We start from the raw sequence: 25518 nt of genomic DNA, 5'->3' as shown, positions 1-25518 counted from the left end.
CCCTTTTATAGGATTACGACACGGGAAGCGCAGGCCGGGAAGTCATTTTGTTTTTGAAATACCGGCGAATAGGAACATCAACATATACTAGTACCAGATAAGCAACAAGCACCAGGGAAATTACCCCTGTTAGCATTACGACGATCATTTCGCTCATGCCTGGCTTGTATTTCTCCACATAACTCATAAATAGCCAGATAAAAGGATAATGGATCATGTATAAGGGGTAAGATATTTCTCCTGATAATTCACAGACCCTGCTGGTAGCGGGATGCACGGCAGCGCCGGCGCCGGTGGCCACAAGTATCGGGAATACGAAGATCGCCATGGCAGGATCAATGATCCAATTGTACTTCTCTGAAAACGGCAAGAGGAATACAGCGAGCAAAATCGACCCTAATGCTGCAAAGCCAAGGCGGGTACGGATACGCCAGCCAAGACGGTAAACCAGTATGCCAGCGGTGAAAGAGAAAGCGATCCTTGCGGCGCCCCCTATGTAATTATCTCCTCCCCAGCCTATGCCCAGGTTGCCAAAAGATTTCGCCGCCCAGATCAAGGATAACGCGGCAATGATGGTTACACTCCACAATACTTTTTTACCCGCTTTGTAAAGGAATAACCCGTAACCGATATTGGCGATATATTCCCAGAATAACGACCAAGTAGGCGGGTTGAGATGAAACAGGTTGAAATAACGTTCACGCACCAACGGGTAAGGAATAAGCAGGCCTGAAGAAAGAAACAACAACAGGGTGCTATCTGCATACAACCGGTAAAGGTTGCTGAAAGGATCAAAAACAAAGACTGCCAGTCCTATGACCGCCCCTATTATCACCAATGGATGCAAACGTATTAAACGCAATTTGAGAAAATTCAGCAGGCCCAGATTGCTGATACGCCGGTCGTAAGCGTAGGCAATCACAAAGCCCGACAGGCAAAAGAAGAAATCAACCGCCAGGTAAGCATGTGCGATAAAGCTATCATTATAATCAGGTACTGCAATTTCCATAAAATGGAAGATCACTACGGCTATAGCAGCAATGCCCCTGAGGCCATCCAATATTTCGAAATGCTGCCTGGATGCTAAAAGTGGAACCTGGTTGCTTGTATCGTTCATCATGCGGTGGAAAAAAGTATTGATAACAGGAAAGGTGCAAAGTTGCTGATTCAGGTGCATTGAACGTTAATCATATCGTATCAATATTTATGACTTTTATCTCAATTGGACGAACGGCAATATCGAAAAATAATTGTATAACAGGTAGTTAAAAAAGATACTAATCATGATAAAAAGAAATCAGGAAAAAAGTTAGGAAAGCCTCGCGCAATTTCTTTATTTCGACACGACAATTTTTTATTCCACGGTATCACTCAAAACCCTTGTTATGACGAGAAAATTCCCTCAGATTTTCGCGGTCCTCAGCGTCCTTACATTTTTATTATGCCTGAGCAGCGTTAATGCAAATGCCCAATCCACTATCATTACCGGTCCGACTTCCGTTTATCCGGGTTCTATCGGCGTATACGAGCTGTCGCCTCATGTTGGCAGCAACGTATATGTATCCTGGTGTGTAAGCTGGACCAATCAGCAACCGGATGGACAGATCATTTCTGCGCCAACCAATTCCTGCCTGGAAGGATATGGCATTAACACCTGCTATGTAAACTGGTCTTCGAACCTGAACCATGCTTCTTTACAGGTGGATTTTCCACGCGGTGGCACGAATAACAGCTACTACACCCTGTACATCACGAAGAAGCCAAACTTTAAAGGAGAAGACAGTCTCGTGGTAGAGACCGCAGATGGCAAGCCCGCGCCGTTTACGCTGAAAAAGATGCCGGCTCCGGAATTAAGGTCTTCCGAACCGGCCAGGCGATAAGCCCAGGCAACAACTTTGTGCTGCTAAAAAGCCTTCTGTTAAAAACAGGGGGCTTTTTTATGTGCATAGCCCGCCGGATATTTTTTTAATCACATAGGGGTAACTACGTATAAAGGTGTCGTTATTCAAACATGCTTCAAGAAACCTGACTGTTATAAACTTGCCGCTTGTTTTAACGCGATGAAAATCAGAGGACCGATAGACCTTTAACAAGACATTATGATTAAATATTATGAAAATCGACCGTGGGGGGCTACATTTATGCCTTTTGCTCATGTGAGATGTAGAGCTATTAAAACTTTGCCGCCTTGTCAACTATCTTTTATTATTGCCTGCAACCTGTAATCTACTGCATCTCCATTTTACCATTCCGCTTGTTGTATCTGCTTTCGGACATGGTGTATGTATTGCTTTATTACGTGATATCATACCGGAAGAAAGTAGTAATGAAGAACCTTCGGGCTTCATTTCCGGGGAAACCGGAAAAAGAACTTGAACGTATCTGCAAAGATTTCTATCACCATCTCTGCGATCTGTTCCTGGAAACATTCAAAACATTGACCATCAGCAAAGCAGCGATGGTAAAGCATTGCAGCTTCACGCCTGCAACCGTGGAGTTATTCAATAAACTGGAAGCGGAAAAGCAAAGCGTGGTGTTGGTGATGGGACATAAAGGAAACTGGGAATGGGCCGGCAATACGTTCAGCATATTATGCAGGCAGCAACTGTATGTCATTTACCACCCACTGGCCAATCAACGGTTCAACAACCTGATGTATAAGATGCGCACCAGGTTTGGAACCAAATTGATCGCCATGCAGGATACGTTCCGCGAGATGGTAAAGAACAGGAACGAAGTAAATGCTACTGCCTTTATCGCGGACCAGTCGCCACAGCCCTCCAATGCCTATTGGGTGTCCTTCTTAAACCAGGATACGCCAGTGTTCAAGGGAACTGAAAAGATTGCTCAGAAAATGGACACGCCTGTTGTGTATGTGTCCGTCAACAAAGTAAAACGGGGTTATTACAGCGTATCAGCGACCCTGCTTATTGAAAAACCATCTGCAGAAACGGAAGGCGCTATAACGGCAGCGCACACACGTAAACTGGAAGACGATATCATAGAACAGCCAGCCACCTGGTTATGGTCGCATAAGCGATGGAAACATAAACGCCCTCAGACCGTCTGAAGATCACATCATTAAAAACTTATTTATATGCGCGAAGGAAAAGATCTAATCCTGGCAACGAAACCTTTTGCCAGTGAAATCAGATCACGTAGCTGGTTTCATTTATTGACTACCCTGGGATTGCTTTTAATTGCCTTAACAGGCGCCTTATTTTTTCCATCCCTGATCGGGGCTGTGTTCAGCATACTTGCAGGGTTGCTGGTTGTCAGGCTATTCGTGATCTATCATGATCACCAGCATCATACCATCCTGCAGCACTCTAAACTGGCCAATGCTATCATGACTGTTTTTGGCTTGTATATACTGGCGCCTGTCAGTATCTGGAAACGGTCGCACGATTATCATCATAAACATAACTCCAGGTTATTTACAGCCGATATTGGTTCCTACCCTATTGCAACGAGGCAAAAATTTGAACAGATGAGCGGCAGGGAAAAGGCGATGTACCTGTTTGCCCGGCATCCGCTCACTATTTTAACCGGATATGTTACCATGTTCTTTATTGGCATGTGTTTGCAGTCTTTCCTGAGCAGTCCGCGCAAGCACCTCGACAGCCTCCTGGCTATGTTATTGCATGTTGCCGGCAGCGTAGCTGTTTTCTACTTCCTGGGCTGGGAATCGTGGTTGTTCGGTGTTGTAATACCGTTTACAATAGCCTGCGGCATAGGCGCTTACCTGTTCTATGCGCAGCATAATTTCCCGGGCGTAATATTCCGGGAAGGAGAAAAATGGTGCTATCACGATGCTGCATTGCTTTCTTCCAGCTACCTGGTAATGTCGCCACTCTGGAACTGGTTCACCGCCAATATTGGCTACCATCATATTCACCACCTGAACGCTCGTATTCCATTTTATCGTTTGCCCGAAGCGATGGCGGAAATACCCGAACTGCAAAATGCCAAAACAACCACTTTAAAGATCCGTGATATCATTGCCTGTTGCAGGCTGAAGGTCTGGGAACCGGAATTGCAAAGGATGATCTCACTGCGGGAAGCTGCGGCAATAAGACGCGCAACCCTGGCAGCCAAAGCGATATAGGAATCGCCCTGGTATAACGGTATTAAATACCCCTGTCCTGGAAGGAATCCGGTATAGTATAATGCCCGTTCCGGTAAGGTATGGTTACCTTATCTAACGGCAAGGTATTCACCAGGCAGCTGGCGGGGAAAATAAGCAGATCATAATACTCCTGCCGCCCCTGCTGGAACATCCAGCGGTTGATCACGCAACTTTGCGTGCCTGAGCCATTATTGTACATATTCTGGGTAACGATATTGAATTGGTGTTCCAGTTTATTGCCGGTCCAGGCAATAACATCATCCCATGAAACATCGCTGCCCATGTGCGTGATACCACCGGTAACAACAATGCCGATGGTATTATTTCCCATTCTTACCAGTTTATTAAAATAACCTGAATTGCCATACATGCCGCCTCCTCCTGCATTCAGGAGAAAGGAAGCTGTTTGCCAGCGATCCTCTGTTTTTTTGAACAGCCATACATCCACCCATCCTGATACGGGTGCGCCGCCTCCTTTACCCCTGTTGGTATAAACAGCCAGGCAGTAAGGTATATTATCCTGCTGTACATACATGATGGTGTCGAGACTTCTTTCTATTTCATCGGTGTTGCCTTCGCTGATTTCAATTTCGCCAGGCACTGTATCATAAACGGGTTTTGTAAGGCGTTCGATCTGCGAAACGCCGAAATCAGTTTGTACAGGCATCAACGCTATTTTATCAGCGAATGCCTGCGCTATCGTATCCTGCAGGTCGTTTGACAGCTGAACATACGAAACACCGGCGGCGATGCGCTCCAGGAATAGCTTTACTATCTTCCCGGCTTTGGTATCGCCATGCTGCTGAATAAAATCAAGGTATTCTTTTTTATTTGCGGGATCAAGGGAGCTGGCATCGCCTCTTTTTTCAAACGACGGCGTATTATCTTCACCAAAGAGGTAATCGTAAAAATAACGTTCGTAGTACTCCCTGGCCACCGGGGCAAAAACGCTACCGGGGTAGGTATCCAGGAACTTTTCCCAGCTCAGCACCCGTTTGCCAACCTGGTTGAAGGAGATCATCAGGCCGGCGTCGGCGCTGTATAATACCGTGTCTTCTGCAGCTCTTATGTCCAGGAACGTATTGTAATCGGGCGGCAGAGATGATTTAAAAAGACCTGTGAAGAAGTTGGGAACCAAACGTAACTCCGTATATCCTTCACCGATATTCCAGGGTTCTATTCCCGCTGTTGCCAGCAATCGTATGCGTTCTTTTACATCAGCCGGCGGAACATAGGCTCCTTCCTTTTCAGAATAATAGTTCACATATTTGTCCAGCCACGCCCCTTCATTCGCGGAAATGGCAAGGAGGGCAGTATCTGCGCACAGGGCCAGGGAGCGGTATAACGCCACCGCTTTGTCGGGAGTGCTGCCTGGCAATTGTTTTTCAATCTCCTGTCGTTTGCTGATTATTTCCGCAACATAGGTTTCGGTTGAAATCCGGGCGTCGTCGCCAGTCGTATCAACAGTTGCTGTGGCAACAGGCGCAGTCGCAGAATCTTTTCCTGTTTTCTTACCATCTCCGTTACAAGCTGCCAGCAGTACAAGGCATACAGGCGCCCAGGCCCAAAGGTTCTTCTTCATAGTATAAGTCAGAATACGAGATTGTAAGATACTAAAATAAGCTTCCCTGTACTACAGCCGGCGGAGTGGTCGGGTGGAACAAACCAATGATCGTGAACGGCTGTTTGGAACTGGCGTGCACCTGTTGGGTCGTGCCCAGGAAGAAATGAAGGTCCGTATGCCGGGCATACTCCTGGAGGTATCGTTTCCTGATCTCTTTAATCGCTTTTTCGTCTCCCTGCTTCTTCTGGATCTTCCAGAATAAAGCGCCCAGCTCCCAGTCTTCAAATGGCAATTTGATCTCCTGGTTCTTATCATCGGTGAAATGAAAGGAAAACCGGTAAGGGAGTTTTTTCATGACGGCAAACGGGTTTTCAGGTTGTTCAAAAACCTGTCCCCTGTTCTTCTCTTCTTCCAGTTTCTCCAGTCTTTCGCTGTCCCACTCTCCTTCCGCTTTTTCTATCTCCAGTCCTATGATCCTGGCAGGTTTGAATACAGCCAGGGAAGTGTAAAATGCCTCATGTCTGGCTTCTACCAGGAGGGTAGAAAAATTACGGTATATCGTTTTCAGTACAATTTCTTTTCTTTCTCGCCAGTGATCTTCTGTTCCGAGATGGCCTGTTACTTTCACGGGTGCATCGGGGTTGGCAGGTTTCCAGCTCTCCAGCCTGAAATCGCGCGGGTGCCTTACCAGGTCCAGCTCTATCCAATCGTATAACCTGAACTGTTCATCGAACGACTTCCTGGAAAACGGGATGGGGTAGATCCTGATAAAAACACCGTCTTCCCTAAACCCGGCTATACTGAGCTGTTCATCGTACTGAGAAGATATGGTGGGGTAACTTTTGGTAGTGATCAAAACTTTCGTCAACGGCATGCTGCTGTATTAATTTTTTATTAAAACATCCGGCAAAACTAGGATTAATCGTTGAAAATAAAAAAGTTAGATAGAATTACAGAAGCTATAGATTTTCTCCCGCCGGCTGATCGAAACATTCTATACCGAATATTCAATATAATTTGTGTACTTTGTACGCATAAATTTTAACATATGAGTTTTCAAGATGAGTTGAACCAACTCTTTGTTGAAGAAAATGAAATACCCGAAGAATTCCGTATTTCTGAAATTCATCAGAGAGAGTACCTGGTAAACGGGGAGATGAAGAAATGGGACGGACCGGTTAGTGAAGTATATTCTCCAATTAACATTCCGACTGCGGATGGCCTGAAACGCAAATTAATAGGCACTTATCCCCTGGGCACGGAAAAAGAAGCGTTTGAAGCGCTGGATGCAGCCCTCGCGGCATACGACAACGGGCGTGGCGAATGGCCGACCATGCGGCTGGACGAGCGCATTAACTGCCTGACAGTTTTTGCCCGCAAAATGACCGAACAACGCAGCCTGATCGTAAAGCTGATCATGTGGGAGATCGGGAAGTCGTACGCCGATTCAATTAAAGAATTTGACCGCACCATTGAATATATCAATGCAACGATAGACGCCCTGAAAGAAATTGACCGCAGCTCTTCCCGCTTCGAGATCAAAGAAGGAACTATTGCACAGATACGTCGTTCCCCCCTTGGCGTTGTACTTTGCATGGGGCCGTTCAACTACCCGCTGAATGAAACCTTCACAACGCTGATCCCGGCCCTGCTGATGGGTAATACCATCCTTTTCAAACCGCCTAAACACGGTACTTTATTGCATTATCCACTGCTGCGCGCCTTCATGGAATCGTTCCCTAAAGGAGTGGTGAATACAGTGTACGGCCGCGGCGCCTCTGTAATTCCCGGCATCATGGCTACCGGCAAGATCAATGTGCTGGCATTTATTGGTTCCAGCAAAGTGGCCAACGACCTGCGCAAACATCACCCGAAACTGAACCGCCTGCGTGCAGTGCTTAGCCTGGATGCGAAGAATGCGGCTATCATCACTCAACACGCCGATATTGAAGTGGCAGTGAATGAGTGCATATTGGGTGCATTATCGTATAATGGTCAACGTTGTACCGCCATCAAGATCCTCTTCGTACATAAATCCATTGCCGACGAGTTCAACGCCCGCCTCAGCGCAGCTATCGGTAAGATGAAGTTTGGCATGCCATGGGTGAAAGGCGTGCAACTGACACCAGTTGCGGAACCCGGCAAACCTGATTACATCCGCGAAGTACTGGCCGACGCGAAAGCTCACGGTGCAGAAGTGATCAACGAAAACGGCGGTGCAACCAAGGAATCGTTCGTATTCCCGGCCGTTGTATACCCGGTCAATGATCAAATGAAACTCTACAGGGAAGAACAATTCGGACCGGTGATCCCTGTCGTGCCTTACGAATCTATAGAAGAGCCGATCGAATACCTGATAGAATCGCCGCACGGGCAGCAGGTGAGCATCTTCAGCAATAATCCTGGCGAAGTAGCTTCTCTCATTGATCCGCTGGTGAACCAGGTAAGCAGGGTGAATATCAATAGCCAATGCCAACGCGGCCCTGACGTATTCCCATTCACCGGCCGTAAAGACAGCGCAGAAGGTACTTTATCTGTACACGACGCCTTGCGTTCTTTCTCTATCCGCTCTTTGGTTGCAACCAAGATGAATGATACGAATAAACAGTTGCTGGAGGATATCCTGAACGAGCATAGTTCAGATTTCCTGAGTACAAATTATATTTTCTAAGAAAAACAAAAGCCTTGCAGGAGTGCTGCAAGGCTTTTGTTCTGTTATTTAAAACAACATTATTTCTTAGAGATCTTATACAGCCTGCCCATATCTGTAACGGCATACAAAGCGCCGTCCTTTCCTTCTGTCACATCACGGAACCGCTGTCCTTCATCCGCCAGCAGTCTTTCTTCTCCCGTTACTTTATTATTCTCAATAACCAAACGATCTATATGCGTACGACTTAGACTTGCAATGAACAGGTTGTCTTTCCATTCAGGTATCTGGCTGCCGCTATAAAAAGTAATACCGCTTGGAGAGATCACCGGATCCCAGTAATAAACGGGTTGCTCCATACCATCTTTCTTCTGGATAGCGTCGCCGATCTTTTCGCCGCTATACTCGATGCCGTAAGTGATGGTAGGCCAGCCATAGTTCTTTCCTGGCTCTATCCTGTTCAGCTCATCACCGCCCCGTGGACCGAATTCTGTTTCCCACAGGTCGCCGGTGGTTGGATGGAACGCCAATCCCTGTACGTTACGGTGACCGTAAGACCATATTTCAGGCCTTGCATCCGGTTTGCCGGCGAAAGGATTACCAGGAGCGGCTTGCCCGTCTTTTGTAATCCTGAGCACTTTACCCAGGGCTGCTTTCAGGTCTTGTGCCAATGGCCTTGTTTCCAGGTCGGAACGCTCGCCGGTGCTCACTACCAGGTTGCCTGTTTTATCGAACAGTATACGGCCTCCATAGTGCAGGTCGCTTTTATGAGCAGGGGTAGCGCGATATATTACTGTTGCATTTTCTATTTTCTTTTCATCGGCAGAAAGTTTTCCTTTAGCCACTGCCGTTAGTGTTCCATCCGGCCGCTGCTCCGAGAATACCCAGTATACCATACGGTTATTGCTGAAATCAGGGTCGATGGTAATTCCCAGCAAACCGCCCTGCCCTGCTAACTTCACCGCCGGCAGGCCTGTAATTGGTTCACTCAATTTACCGTCGGTTGTTGCGATCCGCAACACGCCTGCTTTTTCGGTGATGAGCAGGCGGCCATCCGGCAGGCTGGTAACGCCCCAGGGCGATTTAAGATCGTTGCTCAGTACTTTAAATTCATACGGCGTTTTTGTTTTCACGCTGCCTATCCTGGTTTGGCCGGGAAATGCAGGTTTATAATCAGAATTGGCTTTGCTGGTTTCTACTGGTGCAGCGGTGCTGTCGGGCGTTGTTTCCGTTTTAGTGCCGGATTTCTGGCCGCAGGCCACCATAGTGGTTACACCACCAATACAGAGCATGGTTAAATACTGATGCTTTAAGTACTTGTGCATATAGTTTTTACAATTAATTGCGTTAAACTTCAATTAAATGTAATATAAGTTTAGGTGAAATGCAATGAGGAAAACCAGGAGCTGCCTAATGAATACATAAACGGTATTTATCTTGCCAGGCCCAGCGGTGAAAATATTACGAACAAAGCTACCATCGCCAGCAACAATAACACGGCGTAGATATGACGATGTTTCCAGGGTTGAAGCGCCACAACATTGTTCCATTGCTGCACAAACGGCTCTTTCCGGGGGCAGAGCTTCGCTATGATCATCATCAGCAAAACAGTCAGTACAAACAATATAGCCAGTACATGCAGGAAATGCAGCCCTGTATCTACCAGGAGCTGGGAAATGGCATAAGTGGTAATGAAGAATACCAGCCCGATCTTCGCGGCAATGGCAGGCATCCGCTTATGCAGCAATCCCATTACCAGGATGGTAAAGATAGGTACGCTGAAAAAACCGCTCACGATCTGGATATAGGTATAAAGTCCCTGGCGGGCGAAAGCAATAAACGGAGCTATACACATCGCCAGCAGGCAAACCAGTATCTCAAAGCGTTTGGCTGCCTTTACCAGTTCCTGTTCGCTGGGTGTTTGCTGTTTCCAGGTTTTGTAGGGTTTGTAAAGATTGAGAACGAAAAGAGTGCTGGTACTGTTAAGCCCCGCGTTGAAAGTGGTTAACGCTGCGCCGAAGGCAATGGCCGCCATAAACCCGGTGAGAAGCGGCGGGCAAACATCGCTGACTATACGGGGGAATACTTCGGCAGTGTTATCCATGCTGGTATAAAGATGCACTGCTATGAGGCCGGGGATGTTCAACAACAAAGGAGAAACGATCTTGCCTGCGCAGGCTACCGCAATCCCTTTCTGGCTTTCGGCCAGGCTGCGGGAAGCCAGCGCCTGTTGTACAATATATTGTTCAGTGCCCCAGTAGTACAGGTTCACCAGCAACATGCCTGTAAAGATGGTAGAAAAAGGAACAGAGTCGTGAGGGCCTCCGATAGCGTTAAAATGCTCGCGGCGCGAGGATAGCAATATATCAATACCCGCTTTTACGGAGCCCTGACCCAAAAATTTCAGGGCCGCATATGGCAGTAAAATGCCGCCTACAAACATCCCGACACCCAATACCGTATCTGAAATCGCTACTGCTTTCAATCCGCCAAGGGCGGTATACAAAAAACCGATCAGCCCTATCAGCCATACCAACAGCCATATGGTTGTCCAATAGTCTAAATGCAGTACCTCGGATACCCGGAAAAGGCCGTTGAAAGTAATTGCCCCGCTGTACAGTACAGAGGGCAGCATGTTTACAATATAGCTGACGAGGAAAATGGTTGATACAAACCGCTTGGTGCCTGTATCATAACGTTCTTCCAGGAAATCGGGGGTGGTAGAGATCCCGCTGCGCAGGTATACCGGCATAATAAACTCCGACACCAGCAGCATGGCAAGAACAGAGGAAAGCCCCCATGCCATCACGCTCATGTTGTTGGTAAACACCAGTTCATTTTCGCCAATGAACTGTACTGCGCTGATGTTGGTGAAAAAGAGCGCGCCGCCTACCACGAGGAAACCCAGGTTGCGGTTCGCAAAGAAAAGGCCTGTAGCGGTCTGCAGATTTTCTTTCCGTGTCTTATACCAGGAAATTAAAGCCACAACTACTGTGATCAATATAAAACTCAGCAGGGACAGGCCATTCATACTTTAGAGTGAATTTCTTCTGATCAATTCCGTTGGCAGTACAAGCTGGATAGATTCTTTGCTTAGCACAGCCCGGGCGGCGAGCCGCCCCATTTCAGTGAAACTGACGGAATAGGTAGTGATCCCATTTCCTACGATCTCTTTTACCGGCTCATCGTTGTGCGAAAGTATGCCAATATCTTTACCGGGTTTTATTTTTTTTGCATTGCAATCCCTCAACAGGTTCCAGAGTTCGGCATTCTCGTTCACGTAATATACTACGCCCTTTTCTACTGATCCTCTTTCATATTCTTTCAATACCTCTCCTTTTATCTTATAATCTTTAATAAACTTATTGAAGGAGCGAAGTATTTCGGGAGGGAATAAGGAATCAGGGTTATGATAGAAGATCATTTTATCAAACTTGCGTATGCTCTCGTACAACTGTTCAAATATCGTATAGGAAGAAGCCTGGAATTCCTGTACCACGTAATTGAAAGGGCCTTCCAGGGGTTCGTACCGGTCGAACATCAGCAGCTTGTTGCGGGGAATAGTGTTCAGCAGTTCCCTGGTGCGGGGGTGATGGATCGGCGATATTACGTACATGCCATAACGGTTCTTCATCAACGAAAGCATGGTTTCAAAAACCTCTATGTTACCGTGATGGAAGAATACATCCAGGTGCACATCTGGTCCCAACCCCTTGCGGAAGCTGCTATAGAACTGCTCCTGGAAGGTATCGATGGTATACATCAGCAAAGCTACGCGGAGCGATTGCCGGGTATTATCATCCGCTACAAAATATCCTAAACGGTTCTTCGACTCGATCAACCCCCTGTTCTGCAATTCCCTGTAACCTTTGATCACCGTTTCCCTGGCAAACCCCAGCTGCGAGATCATGGCATTTACAGATGGCAGGGAGTCGCCTACCCCGATGATCTTATCGTCGATGGCATTTACTATGCCTTCAACGAAGCGCTCATGTTTGGAGTAGGCGGGCATGTCGTCCAGTTCCCGTATCTTCTCAAAAATTGTTTTCATCTGTTTCTGTTTAACAGCCTATTCTGCAGTCAGTTCCAGTATCCGGCTATGCATTTTATTGGTACTAAAAACATCCAATCCCACTTTCATCAGGTAGTCGCCGGAATACACCTTATCGTTAAAGGCGGCTGCAGGACTTGCACCTGGCATCAGGTTGATCTCACGCACCCGGTATTTCTTCTCAGGGTCCAATCCCTGGCATTTTACCGGTAACAGGCTTTCTCCAAAACGCGGGAAGATGTCATAGGCAAACAGGAGCGCCTGTTGCTTTGATCCGCCTACGTACATCAGGGATGTATGATTGCCTTCGTACGGAGAAACGAGCCGGTATTGGTCGCCCTCGAAAATAATATTTTTTACCCGATTGTAGGTAGCCACTGCCGACTTGCAGAACTCCTGTTCTTCAGGGCGCAATTCTTTTACATTAATATCAAATCCCAGCTTACACTGCATCGCTACATCCAAACGGAATTTAATGCTGGCAGCGTGGTTCCAGCTGGTTACGTGAGCGGCCATTGACTTCGCCGGGAAGAACTGGGAATATCCCCACTGGATAAAGAGGCGCTCCACCGGGTCGGTATTATCGCTGCACCAGAACTCGGTGAAGTAACGCAGTCCCTCGTAGTCAGTACGTCCACCGCCGCCGGAGCAAAGCATCATTGGCAGGTCCGGGTACTTTGCCTTGATGCGGTCCAGCACTTTATACAATCCTCTTACATAGTCCACATATAGGTTGTTCTGCCTGTCTTTAAGCCAGGATGAATAAATATTGGTAATGGGGCTGTTGCAATCCCATTTAAAATAAGCCAATTGAGGGTTTTCTGTCATCAGGTGATCTACCACGTTAAACACATGCTCCTGTACCGCCGGGTTGCTGAGATCCAATACCAACTGGTTCCTGTAATAATAGCGTTCGCGGTTCGGCAGCATGATCACCCAATCCGGATGTTTTTCGAACAATTCGCTTTTAGGATTCACCATTTCAGGCTCTATCCAGATGCCAAATTTCACTCCTTCGCGGGTAGCGGCTTTTACCAGTGCAGGTACGCCATTCGGAAGTTTGGATTTGGTCGGCTCCCAGTCGCCCAGGCCCTGAGTGTCATCTTTTCGTGGAAATTTATTAGCAAACCAGCCGTCATCCAACAGGAACATATCTACGCCCAGGTATTTGGTTTCTACCATCAGCGAATCCAGCTTCGTTTCGTTGAAATCAAAGCCGGTCGATTCCCAGTTGTTCAACAGGGTAAGGCGATCGCCATGCCCGTCTTTCAGGCGGTAATTGCGCGCCCAGCTATGCAGATCGCGGCTTCCCTTCCCTGTTCCCCGGGTGCTGAAAGTAAAAATAAAAGAAGGCGTGGTAAAGGTTTTACCTGGATCCAGCGTATAGTCGGAAGCGTAAGGATTGATGCCCGAGATCACCCGCAGGTTATTTTCATTATCTACTTCGAATGTAAACCGGAAATTACCAGTCCAGCCCAGGGTTCCCATAAGCACTTCGCCGTGGTCTTCCGCCGGTTTTTCGCCCAGTCCTACTGTGAAGAAAGGGGAAACATGCAGATCGGCCCTTGACCCGAGTTTGGAATCGATCATCTTTTTGCCGAAGCTCAGCGGCACAGTGCTCATGTTCACTTCCTTGGCCCAGTCGCCGCTAAACTCTGTCAGGTAATAGCCCGAGCGTTTCCAGTACAGCATGGAAGAAGCGTAGTTGTTAATGTTCACCGGCTTTTTCTCTTTATGGCTGATCTCTGTCCAGGCTTCGATCACGTTGTCTTTTGCAAAAGCGCGATAAAATAATTTCACCTGTACAGGATATAGCTGATCTTTCAGTACGATCTCTGTTTCGGTAACATCGTCTGAGATCTTTTTTACATTATGAGAAACATATTGCAGTACAGTAGTCAGGTTGCCATCGTTATGCCGGATGCCGAAAGCGGGTTCAAAAAATGTTTCGGTGCCGGATACGGGGTATGCTTCCCAGGCCTGGCCGTCGGTTTTCGACTTCATACCCGGTACCAGGTTAGTATAGTCGTTGACGTTGCGGAGACGCGGCCCCAGGTAAAGTTGATACAAACGCCCGTTGGATGCTGTTTGCAGTACAAGCGCTGTTTCGTTTGTGGTTATCTGTATGGTTTCCGATCTAACCGCTGTGTGGGCTACAACAATCAAGAAAAATAAAATCGATAATACCTTTTTCCTCATGGATAATATTATTTACTGCTGATTTTGAGAAAACGAACGTCTTTCGAGGGGATGTGGATCGCCTGGGCGGCGTTGATCTCCCGGTGCGACCAAAGATCGCGAACGGTATACTGCTTGCGGGCATCCAGTCCCAGTCTTTGCAGGGGCAACTGAATATCCTTGTCGGCATCTGTATAATTAAAAACGGCATACCAGGTATTTCCCTGTGCATCGGTTAATGTGAACTGGTCTTCCGACTTCTCCCCTGTTCCTTCCACCGGGCGGAAGCTGCGCCCTGTTGCCGCCGCATTTACTTCGGCATTGGTCAGGAACTCCTTAGCCTTACTCTTGCCTTCTTCACTACCTCCATTACTGAAATCATCGCCGGCGATGAACAGGCCGGTAATCACGGCAGAAGTAACTCGGGCGCGGTTCTCTCCCTCTGTCGCTTGCTGTAAAACAACATGATCGGCGTCGTTGAACTGGTAAACATTATCCAGCCACCAACCGTAAGAAACCGCATTCAGGGTATATTCAGTATCCTTGATCTTATTCCATGCATCGCAGGCGATACGGCGGGACTGTGCATAAGATGCAGGGAATATTGGTGCAATAGACAGGTTGATATACATATCGCCGAAGTACTTATCCAGCAACTGCATACCATAGTTGTAAGCCTGGATGCCCGACCTGATCTCAGGGTTATACCACTTGTCGGCATTCACGGCGCCATGGGCCATAAAATCCATTTTTACATATTTAAAACCACAGCGGCGGAAGAGCTCTGATACCTTTTTCATACGTGCTTCAATGGCAGGATGCGTAGGATCGATGGCATAAGCGCCATCGATATCCTGGGGCTTCCCGTTGGCATAAAGATACAGTTCTTTGAACTTGAATCCAGGCGCTTCTCTCAGGGAACCTTCAGGATTTTTTCCCCAGTCGGTGAACGGGGTCCAGTAAATGCCCGCAACCTGGCCATTGGCTTCACAATGTTTTACAAAATCCTTTAGCTGGTCTTCTGTAAAACTGTCCCAGCCTGAGTCGAGGCCAATCACTATTTCATCCTTACCATTCCCGAAATGGTTGGGTTGCAGGTTGGCTTTAAAGAAGTCGGAAACTTCCAGGGCTTTCTGGTAATTAATCTTGAACTGCAATACTCCCCAGCTGTTCCAGCCCATCGGTACGCCTTTGGTCCATGGACGGCGCGGAGCAACAGTTGCATTGGCAACGCCATAGGTTTCCATCCCGGTACGCCAGTCGTTGAATACGCCAAGCAAAACTTTGGGCGACCTGATAATATGTCCTTCTTTCGCGCCATGAGGCAGCAAGTCGCGGGTGGTAGAATCGGCTGCGCCACCGTAGCAAGTTAAACTATAGCCTTTACTGTTAGTATTGCGTTCCATCACGACGGCCGATTTCCAGAAGTCGTGTTCCACTGAACCAACCACCAGTCCCTTGCGGCTGTTACCGTTGAATACAGCAGTTGTTTCATAGCTGGTTAATGAAGAGAAATCCAGCGGGTGAGATTTGAAACGTATCCATTTGTCGTTGTCGAAAGGCACGAATAATGCCCTCAGGTTATCGCCGCCAAGCGGCTGGGTCATATCCGTGATATTCACCGGGGCCATGTAGTTGGAGGCAATATTGCTCCCCGCGGCTTCCAGCGTAAAATCAGTAAGCAGGTAGTCTTTACCCGGATACTGGTAAAAAGATTGTACTAGTACAGGCAGGTTGGAACCGCGATAGGTAGCCTGGAGGAGGGTGCCTTTTCCGAATGCATCGTTCAGCGGTTTTGAAGTGATAGTGCAGGCAGTATAGTCTTTAGAGGTAACCAACCGGCCATTTAACTTGTAAGATGCATACAGCCGCATGTCCACATTTCCCGCAGCTCTTGTCAGCCTCAGGTTTTTACCGGTTTTATCATACACGATCTTCCAGGCGCCGGGATTAGCAGCGTTGGCAGCCCCGTATCCCAGGATCATGGTCAGCGTCATTAACAGCTGCAGGACGGATGGTAATTTCTTCTTCATAATGTAAGCAAAAGCAGGCCTGCCTGGAAAACCCGGGTGGCCTGCCTCTTTTTTTTATTAATGATTAGTTATAACCCGGGTTTTGATCGGATGGTTTGAGATCTTCGTTCAATCTCATTTCCGTATCAGGAATTGGCAGCAGCAAGTTAAAGTCTTTAATCGTTCCTGACTGCGCCGTCCATTTATTGCGGGCTTTTACAAGCTGGATGAATTTACCTGTACGGAGCAGGTCAATTTTTCTCCAGTCTTCTGCAAACAGCTCGCGCATCCTTTCATCCATGATGGCTGTCCGGAAAGCGTCGGCCGACATTCCCTTCCATTTCCTTTCTTCCGGCAGTACGCCTCCCCATGCACGGGTGCGCACTTCATTCACTACTGTCATTGCCTCGGCGGTACGGCCTAATTCATTCAGGCACTCAGCATAGCACAATTTAATATCTGCCAGGCGAAGTACCGGTATATTTTTTCCGGAATTCCACATGTTGTTGACCTTAAAATCGGTATGCTTGTCGGTTCTGAAGTCTTCGTATTTTTTTACGTGAGGCAGCAGCTCATCATGATCCGGTCCCAGGTCTTCCCACTTGATATTATCCAGGGTCGGCGTTTCGCCATAGTAAGTGAAGTCGTACCTGATCGCTTCATACCTGCGCTGATCTCCCGGTTCCCATACCCCGCCGCTGTCGACAGATGAGTAAGCGTATTTGGTAGGTACGATCTTGTCGTAGCCTGAGTAATAGCAACCATCGCCGAAGTAGGATTGTACGGCGCGGGACCCGATCTGGAACTGTATCTTGTTGTTGTTAGGATAGATATAGCTGTATTGGAATTCCAGGATCGACTCCCTGGTATTAGGCGTATTATAATCCCAGAGGTCTTTGTATGCGACGAGGGTATAATCGCCCATCATTTTTTCGAAACAGGCGGCGGCTTTGGAAAAGTCGCGCAGGCCGGTGCTTACAGGGGCCGACATATATGCCTTTCCCAGCATGGCCCAGGCGGCGCCGGAAGTAGCGCGGCCAGGATCGTTGGTTTTAGGGCAATTATCGGCAGCCCTTTGCAGGTCGGCGATGATAAAGGCCCAAACGTCTTTCAGCGGTTGCCTGCGGGTGCCAAGTTCCGCTTCCCTGTCGAGGTCGCGGATGGGAATTTCACCCCAGTACATCGCCAGCTGGAAATCCAGGAAGCCGCGGATAAAGGAGGCTTCACCCAGGAGTTTGGCTTCGAGGGTACCGGCTGCCGGATTCAGTTTGCTCATCCCCCTTACGATCCTTGCAGCTTCATTTACCACCGGCCAGCGGATATTCCATTGATTGGCAATATGGTTCAGCGTAGAGTTCAGGTTACCATCGAACCTGTCGAATGCCCCTTTGTTGGGATCACTTTTCATTTGAAAAGCGCCTTGCTGGGTTTCGTCGGTTCCCATCATCATGATGAGTCCCTGTTCATCCGTTCTGATGTCTTTCCATTTGGCATAAGCGCCTTTGAGACTGGATTCTACCTGGTTCACATCACCAAACACGGCGCTTTCGTCCAGTTTGGTCATACTTTTTTCATCCAGGAATTTTTTACAGGAGGTAGACGACAGGGCCAATCCAGCCGCCAGCACCCAAATTATATTGCGTTGCATAATTTTAAACTTTGAATTTTAGAAACCTACATTCAGTCCAAACACGTATTGTTTTACCGGAGGATAGCCCCAGTCGCCGGTTTCAGGGTCCATGCCTTTGTATTTTGTAATACAGAAGAGATTAGAACCTGTTACATACAGGCGCACGTTATTGAATTTCCAGGCGCTCAGTACTTTTTCCGGCAGGTTGTAAGACAATGTCACAGCGGCCAGGCGGAGGAAGGATGCATCCTGTATTGCAAAATCCAGGTCCGACGGGTTGTAACGGTTATAGCTGGTGTTGGTGATAACACGCGGAATGTTCGTGTTGGTGTTTTGCGGCGTCCAGCGGTTCAGCAGGTCTGTAGTGGCCATGCTTTCTCCGTTGCTGTTCAGCAGACTTTCATAGTAATTGCTGATCTTTTTAGCGCCATAAGAATAAGTGAACAATGCGTTCAGCGCAAAAGCCTTGTAAGCAAGGTTGGTAGAGAAACCGCCGTAGAACTTAGGATCTGACTTACCAACTATGGTCAGGTCGTACTGGTTTACAATTCCATCAGGTTTGCCATCTGGACCTGAAACATCGCGTGCGAAGAGGTCGCCGATCGCCACGGTTTTACCGTTGTAATTCAGGCCTTCCCAGTCTTTGCGGTTCCATTCCTGTGCAATACCGCCTGAACGGAGGGTATAAATGGTGTGTATGGATTCGCCGAGGAAGATGTTTCCTTCACGCTGAATAACATTCTCGTTGGTATTGTAGATGCTCGTGATATTGCCATACAGGTTCTTCACGGTATTCTTATCGAAGGAGATGTTACCGGATACATTCCAGTTGAAATCCTTTTTCTGGATTACATCAGCAGATACGGAGATCTCCATCCCCTTGTTGTTTACGCGGCCGATGTTCGCCCAGCGTTTGGAGTAGCCGGAAGTAATTGCGAGGCTGCGATCCAGGAGGAGGTTGTCGTTATTGATATAGAAGAAGTCGGCGGTTACGTTCAGCCTTGATTTGAGGAAGCTCATATCCAGTCCTAAGTTGCTCTGCTTCTGTCTTTCCCAGGTCAGATCGCCACCGCGGCGGCCGTCGTTCCCGATCACCGGGGTGTTGTTCACTGCCGATGCGCCGTACAAGGTCTGATACACGTAGTTGCCAATATCCTGGTTTCCTACTACTCCGTAACCTGCGCGCAGTTTCAACTGGCTGAAGACATTCACATCTTCCATGAAACTTTCTTTCTTCACATCCCAGGCGGCAGATACTGACGGGAACAAGCCCCAGCGGCTGCCTTCCATGAAGCGGGAAGACCCGTCGTAACGTGCAGTTGCCGTTAAATGATACCTGTCTTTGAAGCTGTAGTTAGCGCGGGCAATGAAAGAAGATAACGTATAGGCGTAGAAGTCAGATCCTATCACCCGTTTATCGAGAGCGGCGGAGCTGCCCAGGTCGTAATATCCCAACTGGTCGCTTACAAAGCGGTCGCCCTGCGCCAGGGTATAGTTGGAAGAACGTTTGCTTACGCTGGTACCAGCCAGTACGGTAAGTTTATGATCCTGTGCGAAGGTCCTGTTATAAGTAATGGTGTTATCCCATTGCCAGTAAGTATCGCTCCATCTTTCGTGTTTCGCGCGGGCGTCGCCGTTGTTATGGCGGATCGCCTGCTGGATGTTATGAGGAGTAAATTCAAACCACTCCTGGTTTCCGTAATCCAGTGAATAGGTAGAACGGATATCCAGTCCTTCGATCGGGTTAATATTGATATAGTTGGAAGACGTGATACGGTTACGGGACCTGTCGCGCTGTACCAGTTGTGAGTTGAACGGGTTGAAATCGTTGTTGTTCTGCTCACCGTGTGCGCGGAAGTAGGTGGTCAGGTAATCGTAGGTAAAGCGGGTAGCCGGGTCCTTGTACGGAGCGTAGTCCAATAATGGGTTTGCCCTGATCGCCTTGTCGTAAACATCGTCAGATGGCATCAGGTCTTTGGTTCTTGTAAAACCGGTATTGGTACCAACTTTCAGCCATTTTTTAACATTATACTCTGCGTTGAAACGACCGGTGTATTTATCCTGTTTGGTTGTTTGCACGATGCCATTCAGGCCTGCATAGCCAACGCTCAGGTAGAATACGCCTTTTTCGCCGCCGCCGGAGAAGCCCAGCGCATGGTTTTGCTGGAAGCCGGTATGCGTTACCTGGTCTAACCAGTTAAAGCTCTTATTCTTGTTATGCGTATCGAATTCCTGGTTCGAGAAAGCGATATTCTTTTTCAGCAACACGGTATCGATATACGCCTGGCGGTTGGCTGTCGGGTTATCTTTCATATAACCGTTAGCGTAAGCGTCCACACGCAGATCGAACAGTTCCTGTGCATTCATGGTTTTAGGAATGCGGGTGAAGTTGGAGATACCCACCCAGCTGTCGTAAGTTACCAGGCCATCGCCGCCTCTTCTCTGTCCTTTTTTTGTAGTTACAACGATAACGCCGTTGGCGCCTCTTGAACCGTAGAGCGCTGTGGCGGAAGCATCTTTCAGCACCTGGATAGACGCCACATCGTTCGGGTTAATGGAGTTGAAACCGCCTTGGTTGTTTTCCATGATCACCCCATCTACCACGTAGATAGGAGAAGATCCGGCGTTGATGGTGTTGATACCGCGTACGCGGATGCTGGCGTCGTCGCTTGGTTTGGCGGGCGCGCTAACGAATACGCCGGCGGCGTTACCTTGCAAAGCCTGGTTGATGTTGGTAGAAGGGCGTTGCATCAATGCTTTTGCATCTACATTCCCTACAGCGCCTGTCAGGTCAGATTTCTTCATGCGGGCGCCTACCACTACTACTTCATCAACATCAGTAGCGGCTTGTTTCATTTTAATAGTTAGCGTACCTCCATTGCGGAAAGGAACGGTTTGCGGTTCAAAACCCAGGAAGCTGACTTCCACTGTACCGTTTGCAACATTGGTATTGAGAGAAAACGCACCGGTGGCATCGGTGATAGTGCCTGTTTTGGTGCCAGAGATCAAGATGGAAACACCAGGAATAGGTTCACCCTTCAAATCAGTGACGGTACCGGTGATCTTGCCGCTCTGTGCTAAAGCTGGTATAGCGCCGATCATCATCACTATAATGGTCAGCAACCATTGCATCCTGGAAGCAATTCTTTCATACATAACGTGAGACTTGATTGTTTGTGATTGAGTCGTTTACGAATAGAGATTTGATAATTAAATAACGTGTTGCCCCGCCCGGCTTTTTACAAGCCGGTGTTGGCGATCTAAAGTTTGTTTAATGATAATTTTTACTGGTTTGGTCTAGTCTGTTCTATAGGTCAAATATAAGGTTAGTTTTGGATTTCCAAATTTTTATTTTTCTTAACAATGAAATTTTGGGGACGAGGAATATGGGGTAAATGAGTGAGGGCAGCGGGGTTTTGCCAGGTAAATAGCTTGCCTGTAAAGGGTTTTATTGATAAGAAAGGGGGTAAGAAGATGGAATGATGATTTGCTGGAAATTTTTTTGGCGGATTGGACTACCTGGTCTCTATAAGTCTTTCGTGTTTGTTTGAGGAGATGTTATTGTATTCTTATGAGCTGGATGCCCCAACAAGTCATCGTCTTATTTGGTTTCCAAGTTCGAGGATATAGGAGCTCTCCTCTATCTTGTTAAATACAGTCAAAACATCGGGAGGTAAATTCTTGAAGCCAATAGCAGTTCCCATTATCTGCCCTGCCAATGAGGCGTTAGTATCAGTATCGCCTCCGCATTGAATAATTTCGGTGATTACCTGCCTGAATCCGAGTTGCCGCAACTGCAAAGCGGCAAATATGGCAAAGGGAACAGATGAAGCAACATATCCCGAAGTTCCTACTAACTTGCCTGCAGACGAAATAGTCTCAGGTGCAGCTTCTTGTAATAGAATCAGATGGTCTCTAACCTTTGTATCGGGCATTTCCGCTATCAGTTTCTTCATTAGCTCATCGTCATCAGTATCACTATCTGCCAACCTATCATGCAACAAGTACAAAATACACAACGCTCCAACATAAGCTTCTTCATTTTTGTGGGTGATGCGGCAGATATCCCTGATCAGCTGACGTTCGTTAGGCACATCCAATACAAACGCCAACGGCGCAATACGCATAGCAGCCCCATTTCCTGCGGCATACTCCCCGCTTCGTCCCGAAAGGCCCCAGTGGGCCCCCATCTGCAAGTCACGCAATGCTTTTAACGTGCTGGCTCCCAATCCCCTTAACCGACCGCGATTATACCAGTTTAAAAAAGAGGTCGCCACTTTATCGGGTGTCAGTTCCCTATTTTTAACAATAGCCTCGCAGGTTGCCAGCGTGAGCTGCGTATCGTCTGTTATGCAAAAAACCTTTTCAAAGTCCACTGCCGCCCCTTCGTCGCCCGACTCGTAAAAACTGCCGACCGCATCTCCAACTGCGCCGCCAACAAGGCATCCAAGTAATTTATCATGAATAACATCCAGCATTAAAATGGCTTCTTAGTTCACGGAAGTTAATGCATAATTACATAATGTTAGTATATTTAACTATGAAGAAACTCCTGCTTCTCCTCCTGCCCGCCTCCCTCCTGGCTTCAGCAGTTACAGCCCAGGCGCCTGAATTAGATTCCATGATACACAGGGCCAACCGTCTCGGCGTGTTCAACGGCAATGTACTGGTTGCAGACCATCACCAGGTTATATATAAAACCGCGATCGGCATCGCTGATGCAAGCGGGAAAACGCCGCTGACCACAGATCACAGGTTCCATATCGGTTCTATAGCGAAAGAATTCAATGCGGTAGCTATCATGATGCTCAAGGCACAGGGCAAATTAAAACTGGAAGATAAGGTATCCCTTTATTTACCTGAACTGCCCGCATGGGCCGAAAAGATCAGTATCCTGAACCTGTTGCAATATACCAGCGGGCTTCCGGACCTGAACTGGAAAACCGCCAAATCTGACGCCGACATCATGCAGGACCTGAAAGATCTGAAGCAGTTGAATTTCGAGCCGGGAACCAATTACGCCTACAACAACAATAACGTATTTCTTCAACGCAGGATCATAGAAAAGATTACAGGGATCGCTTTCAATGAATTTGTAAAACGATACTTATTGGAACCGGCAGGAATGAACCACTCCATCATTGATCCGACAGAAAAAGATGAACTGATGGCGATTTCCTTCACAGACGACCGGCAATCCAGGTCTCTCTTCAGCCCTATTTCCGGCTGGACAGCCGTAACGCTGGACGATTTCTACAAATGGGCAACCAGCATCAATACATTTAAATTCCTGTCGCCTGCCGATACCAGAACCATATTATACCCCGCAGGCCCCAATAAACAATCAGGCCTGGGCGGAGGCGAGATGAAAGGCGATAGTATCATCCTGCATATCCACGATGGTTCCAGCTTGAGCTACAACGCATTGCTGGTCGATTACCCGGGGAAAGGACGCACGGTCATCCTCCTGACAAATAACAGGCAGGATAACCTTTATGATTTCAACAACGCCATACAGGCGATATTGGACGGACGCCCCTACCAGCAACCAAAGAAATCTGTCGGCTCTCTTTTTAAAGGGAAGCTCGACAGCCTGAGTGGCAAACAACTCCTTTCGCTTTACCAGCAACTAAAAAAGAAATACAGCGATCAATATAACTTCGATAACGAAGCGGCATTGAACATGATCGGGTATGACTATCTGGGTAGAAAGAAAGTAGATGATGCGATCGTCATCTTCGAATACAATACCAGGTTATTTCCTCAATCAGGCAATGTGTTCGACAGCCTGGGAGAAGCGTATTACAGGAAAGGCGATAAACAAAAAGCATTGCTGAACTACAAGCGCTCCCTGGAACTGGACCCATCAAACGTTACCGCGAAGCAGGTCATTGAAGAACTGGGGAAATAATCCTAAATACTTCTGTACATGGCAATTTTATTAGTCGGCGCAAGTGGCGCAACCGGCCGGTTATTAGTGGAAGAGTTATTAAACGCCGGCCAGCAGGTAAAGCTGTTAATCCGCCCGGGCAGCAAAGTACCTGAATCCTGTCTCCACAACCAATCCATCACGCTGATCAGAAGCGACTTTCAACCTATCAATCCTGAGGTGATCAGCGGTTGCGAGTCTGTTGCCTCTTGCCTGGGACATAATCCTACATTGAAAGGAATATATGGTCAGCCACGGAAGCTGGTCAGGGATACCGTCCGGCTTCTCTGTGAAGCAATACAAAAAACAAATCCCCAAAAGCCTGTAAGATTTGTTTTAATGGGATCCGCGGGGGTAAGGAATAATTTATTGAAAGAACCGGTGCCTTTCGCGCAGCAGGTTGCCATAGGCTTGATACGATTGCTGGTACCTCCGCATGCTGATAATGAACAGGCAGCGGCTTATTTAAGCAGGCAAGCCGGTTCATCTGTTGAATGGGTGGTAGTGCGACCCGATACGCTAACCAACGAGACAAAAGTCAGCCGTTATTCATTGCACGTTTCGCCTGTCAGAAGTGCACTTTTCAGGCCGGGTAAAACCAGCAGGATCAATGTTGCGAATTTCATGTCGCGGCTCCTGACGGAGGATGTATTATGGGAAAAGTGGAAGGGGCAGATGCCGGTGATCTATAACGAAGAATTCTGAATGCTGTATAACTCTTTGGTGGCTGCTTTGTGGCCCAGTTGCCTGGCTCTTTCAAAATAGAATTTTGCCCAGCGGGAAGATTGCCTAACTCCGTCGCCATATTTATAACATAATCCCAAATTATACATAGCGCTGGGGTTATTCCTATAGGCCGCTTTCTTATACCAATGAACCGCTTCCTTTTGATCTTCCTTCACTCCTTTGCCATAAAAATAACAAACACCTAAGTCGCGCTGCGCTTCGGCATCACCTTGCTTTGCAGCCAGCGTAAACCATTTTACCGCCTTCTTATAATCCTGCTTCACCACTTCGCCCTCCCTGTAGAAAAATCCGACATTGAACTGCGATTCCATGTGCCCTTGTTTCGCCGCTTTCAGGTACCAATAAAAGGCATCCTTCAGGCTTTTGGTTGTACCAAGGCCATGATCATAACAAGTACCTACATAAAATTGGGCTCTTTTATGCCCGCTGAGGGCAGCACTGTACCAGAGGGAAAAAATTTTCTTCCAGTTCTTCCTGTTAGAGGTTGTTTCAAAGGCGTAACGGTAACCCAACAGAAACTGCCTGTTTTGTTCAAGTTTGTTAAGCAGCTTTCTCATTTCAACGAAACTTTAAAAGTACAACAATCCGGACAGCGTAAACGGCTTTTCTTTTTGCTAAACTGTATTCT

General features: G+C 47.6%; 18 protein-coding genes. 6 read left to right on the top strand and 12 right to left on the bottom strand.

The window, feature by feature from the left end:
- Positions 1-13: 13 nt before the first annotated feature.
- Positions 14-1120, bottom strand: coding sequence for an acyltransferase family protein (locus BLV62_RS25225; RefSeq protein WP_225889705.1), 1107 nt, complete (start codon positions 1118-1120; stop codon positions 14-16).
- 265 nt (positions 1121-1385) lie between these two features.
- Between BLV62_RS25225 and BLV62_RS25220 the strand changes: the two genes are divergently transcribed.
- From BLV62_RS25220 to BLV62_RS25210, 3 genes are all read left to right on the top strand, one after another.
- Positions 1386-1880 carry a hypothetical protein gene (locus BLV62_RS25220; protein ID WP_089765442.1) on the top strand — a complete coding sequence of 165 codons (495 nt, stop codon included), beginning with the start codon at positions 1386-1388 and terminating at the stop codon, positions 1878-1880.
- A 308-nt stretch (positions 1881-2188) separates the two neighbouring features.
- Complete coding sequence (locus BLV62_RS25215) at positions 2189-3070, top strand: lysophospholipid acyltransferase family protein (protein WP_089765440.1); 882 nt, start codon at positions 2189-2191, stop codon at positions 3068-3070.
- Positions 3071-3097: 27 nt separating this feature from the next.
- Positions 3098-4108, top strand: coding sequence for a fatty acid desaturase family protein (locus BLV62_RS25210; RefSeq protein ID WP_089765438.1), 1011 nt, complete (start codon positions 3098-3100; stop codon positions 4106-4108).
- Between the two features lie 22 nt (positions 4109-4130).
- Here the strand turns inward: BLV62_RS25210 and BLV62_RS25205 are convergent, their stop codons facing one another.
- Together BLV62_RS25205 and BLV62_RS25200 are read right to left on the bottom strand one after the other, a co-directional pair.
- Entirely contained in the window at positions 4131-5711 is a 1581-nt protein-coding gene (locus BLV62_RS25205; RefSeq protein ID WP_089765436.1) for a hypothetical protein, read from the bottom strand.
- A 31-nt stretch (positions 5712-5742) separates the two neighbouring features.
- Positions 5743-6567, bottom strand: coding sequence for a hypothetical protein (locus BLV62_RS25200; RefSeq protein ID WP_089765435.1), 825 nt, complete (start codon positions 6565-6567; stop codon positions 5743-5745).
- Between the two features lie 174 nt (positions 6568-6741).
- On the opposite strand from BLV62_RS25200, the gene BLV62_RS25195 reads away from it, so the two are divergent.
- Positions 6742-8364, top strand: a complete 1623-nt coding sequence (locus BLV62_RS25195) for an NADP-dependent glyceraldehyde-3-phosphate dehydrogenase (RefSeq protein ID WP_089765433.1) — start codon at positions 6742-6744, stop codon at positions 8362-8364.
- A 59-nt stretch (positions 8365-8423) separates the two neighbouring features.
- On the opposite strand, the gene BLV62_RS25190 is transcribed toward BLV62_RS25195, so the two are convergent.
- From BLV62_RS25190 to BLV62_RS25155, 8 genes are all read right to left on the bottom strand, one after another.
- A complete protein-coding gene (locus BLV62_RS25190) occupies positions 8424-9668 on the bottom strand; it encodes a PQQ-dependent sugar dehydrogenase (protein WP_225889706.1) in 1245 nt (414 codons plus the stop codon).
- Positions 9669-9775: 107 nt separating this feature from the next.
- Positions 9776-11374, bottom strand: coding sequence for a solute:sodium symporter family transporter (locus BLV62_RS25185; RefSeq protein ID WP_089765429.1), 1599 nt, complete (start codon positions 11372-11374; stop codon positions 9776-9778).
- A 3-nt stretch (positions 11375-11377) separates the two neighbouring features.
- Positions 11378-12394, bottom strand: a complete 1017-nt coding sequence (locus BLV62_RS25180) for a GntR family transcriptional regulator (RefSeq protein ID WP_089765428.1) — start codon at positions 12392-12394, stop codon at positions 11378-11380.
- An 18-nt stretch (positions 12395-12412) separates the two neighbouring features.
- Entirely contained in the window at positions 12413-14593 is a 2181-nt protein-coding gene (locus BLV62_RS25175) for an alpha-galactosidase (protein ID WP_089765426.1), read from the bottom strand.
- Between the two features lie 8 nt (positions 14594-14601).
- Positions 14602-16605 (bottom strand): alpha-galactosidase, encoded by a 2004-nt coding sequence (locus BLV62_RS25170; protein WP_225889707.1) that lies wholly within the window; start codon positions 16603-16605, stop codon positions 14602-14604.
- Between the two features lie 64 nt (positions 16606-16669).
- Positions 16670-18232, bottom strand: coding sequence for a RagB/SusD family nutrient uptake outer membrane protein (locus BLV62_RS25165; RefSeq protein ID WP_089765424.1), 1563 nt, complete (start codon positions 18230-18232; stop codon positions 16670-16672).
- Between the two features lie 18 nt (positions 18233-18250).
- Positions 18251-21370 carry a SusC/RagA family TonB-linked outer membrane protein gene (locus tag BLV62_RS25160; RefSeq protein ID WP_089765422.1) on the bottom strand — a complete coding sequence of 1040 codons (3120 nt, stop codon included), beginning with the start codon at positions 21368-21370 and terminating at the stop codon, positions 18251-18253.
- Between the two features lie 437 nt (positions 21371-21807).
- Complete coding sequence (locus tag BLV62_RS25155; RefSeq protein WP_089765421.1) at positions 21808-22692, bottom strand: ADP-ribosylglycohydrolase family protein; 885 nt, start codon at positions 22690-22692, stop codon at positions 21808-21810.
- A 62-nt stretch (positions 22693-22754) separates the two neighbouring features.
- On the opposite strand from BLV62_RS25155, the gene BLV62_RS25150 reads away from it, so the two are divergent.
- Together BLV62_RS25150 and BLV62_RS25145 are read left to right on the top strand one after the other, a co-directional pair.
- Complete coding sequence (locus BLV62_RS25150) at positions 22755-24125, top strand: serine hydrolase (RefSeq protein WP_089765419.1); 1371 nt, start codon at positions 22755-22757, stop codon at positions 24123-24125.
- Between the two features lie 18 nt (positions 24126-24143).
- Positions 24144-24848, top strand: coding sequence for an NAD(P)-dependent oxidoreductase (locus tag BLV62_RS25145; RefSeq protein ID WP_089765418.1), 705 nt, complete (start codon positions 24144-24146; stop codon positions 24846-24848).
- On the opposite strand, the gene BLV62_RS25140 is transcribed toward BLV62_RS25145, so the two are convergent.
- Entirely contained in the window at positions 24830-25447 is a 618-nt protein-coding gene (locus BLV62_RS25140) for a tetratricopeptide repeat protein (RefSeq protein WP_089765416.1), read from the bottom strand. The genes BLV62_RS25145 and BLV62_RS25140 overlap by 19 nt on opposite strands.
- Between the last annotated feature and the right edge of the window lie 71 nt (positions 25448-25518).

The organism is Chitinophaga terrae (ex Kim and Jung 2007) (assembly GCF_900107795.1).
Lineage (GTDB): Bacteria > Bacteroidota > Bacteroidia > Chitinophagales > Chitinophagaceae > Chitinophaga > Chitinophaga terrae.
This window is presented reverse-complemented; position numbering and strand designations above follow the sequence as displayed.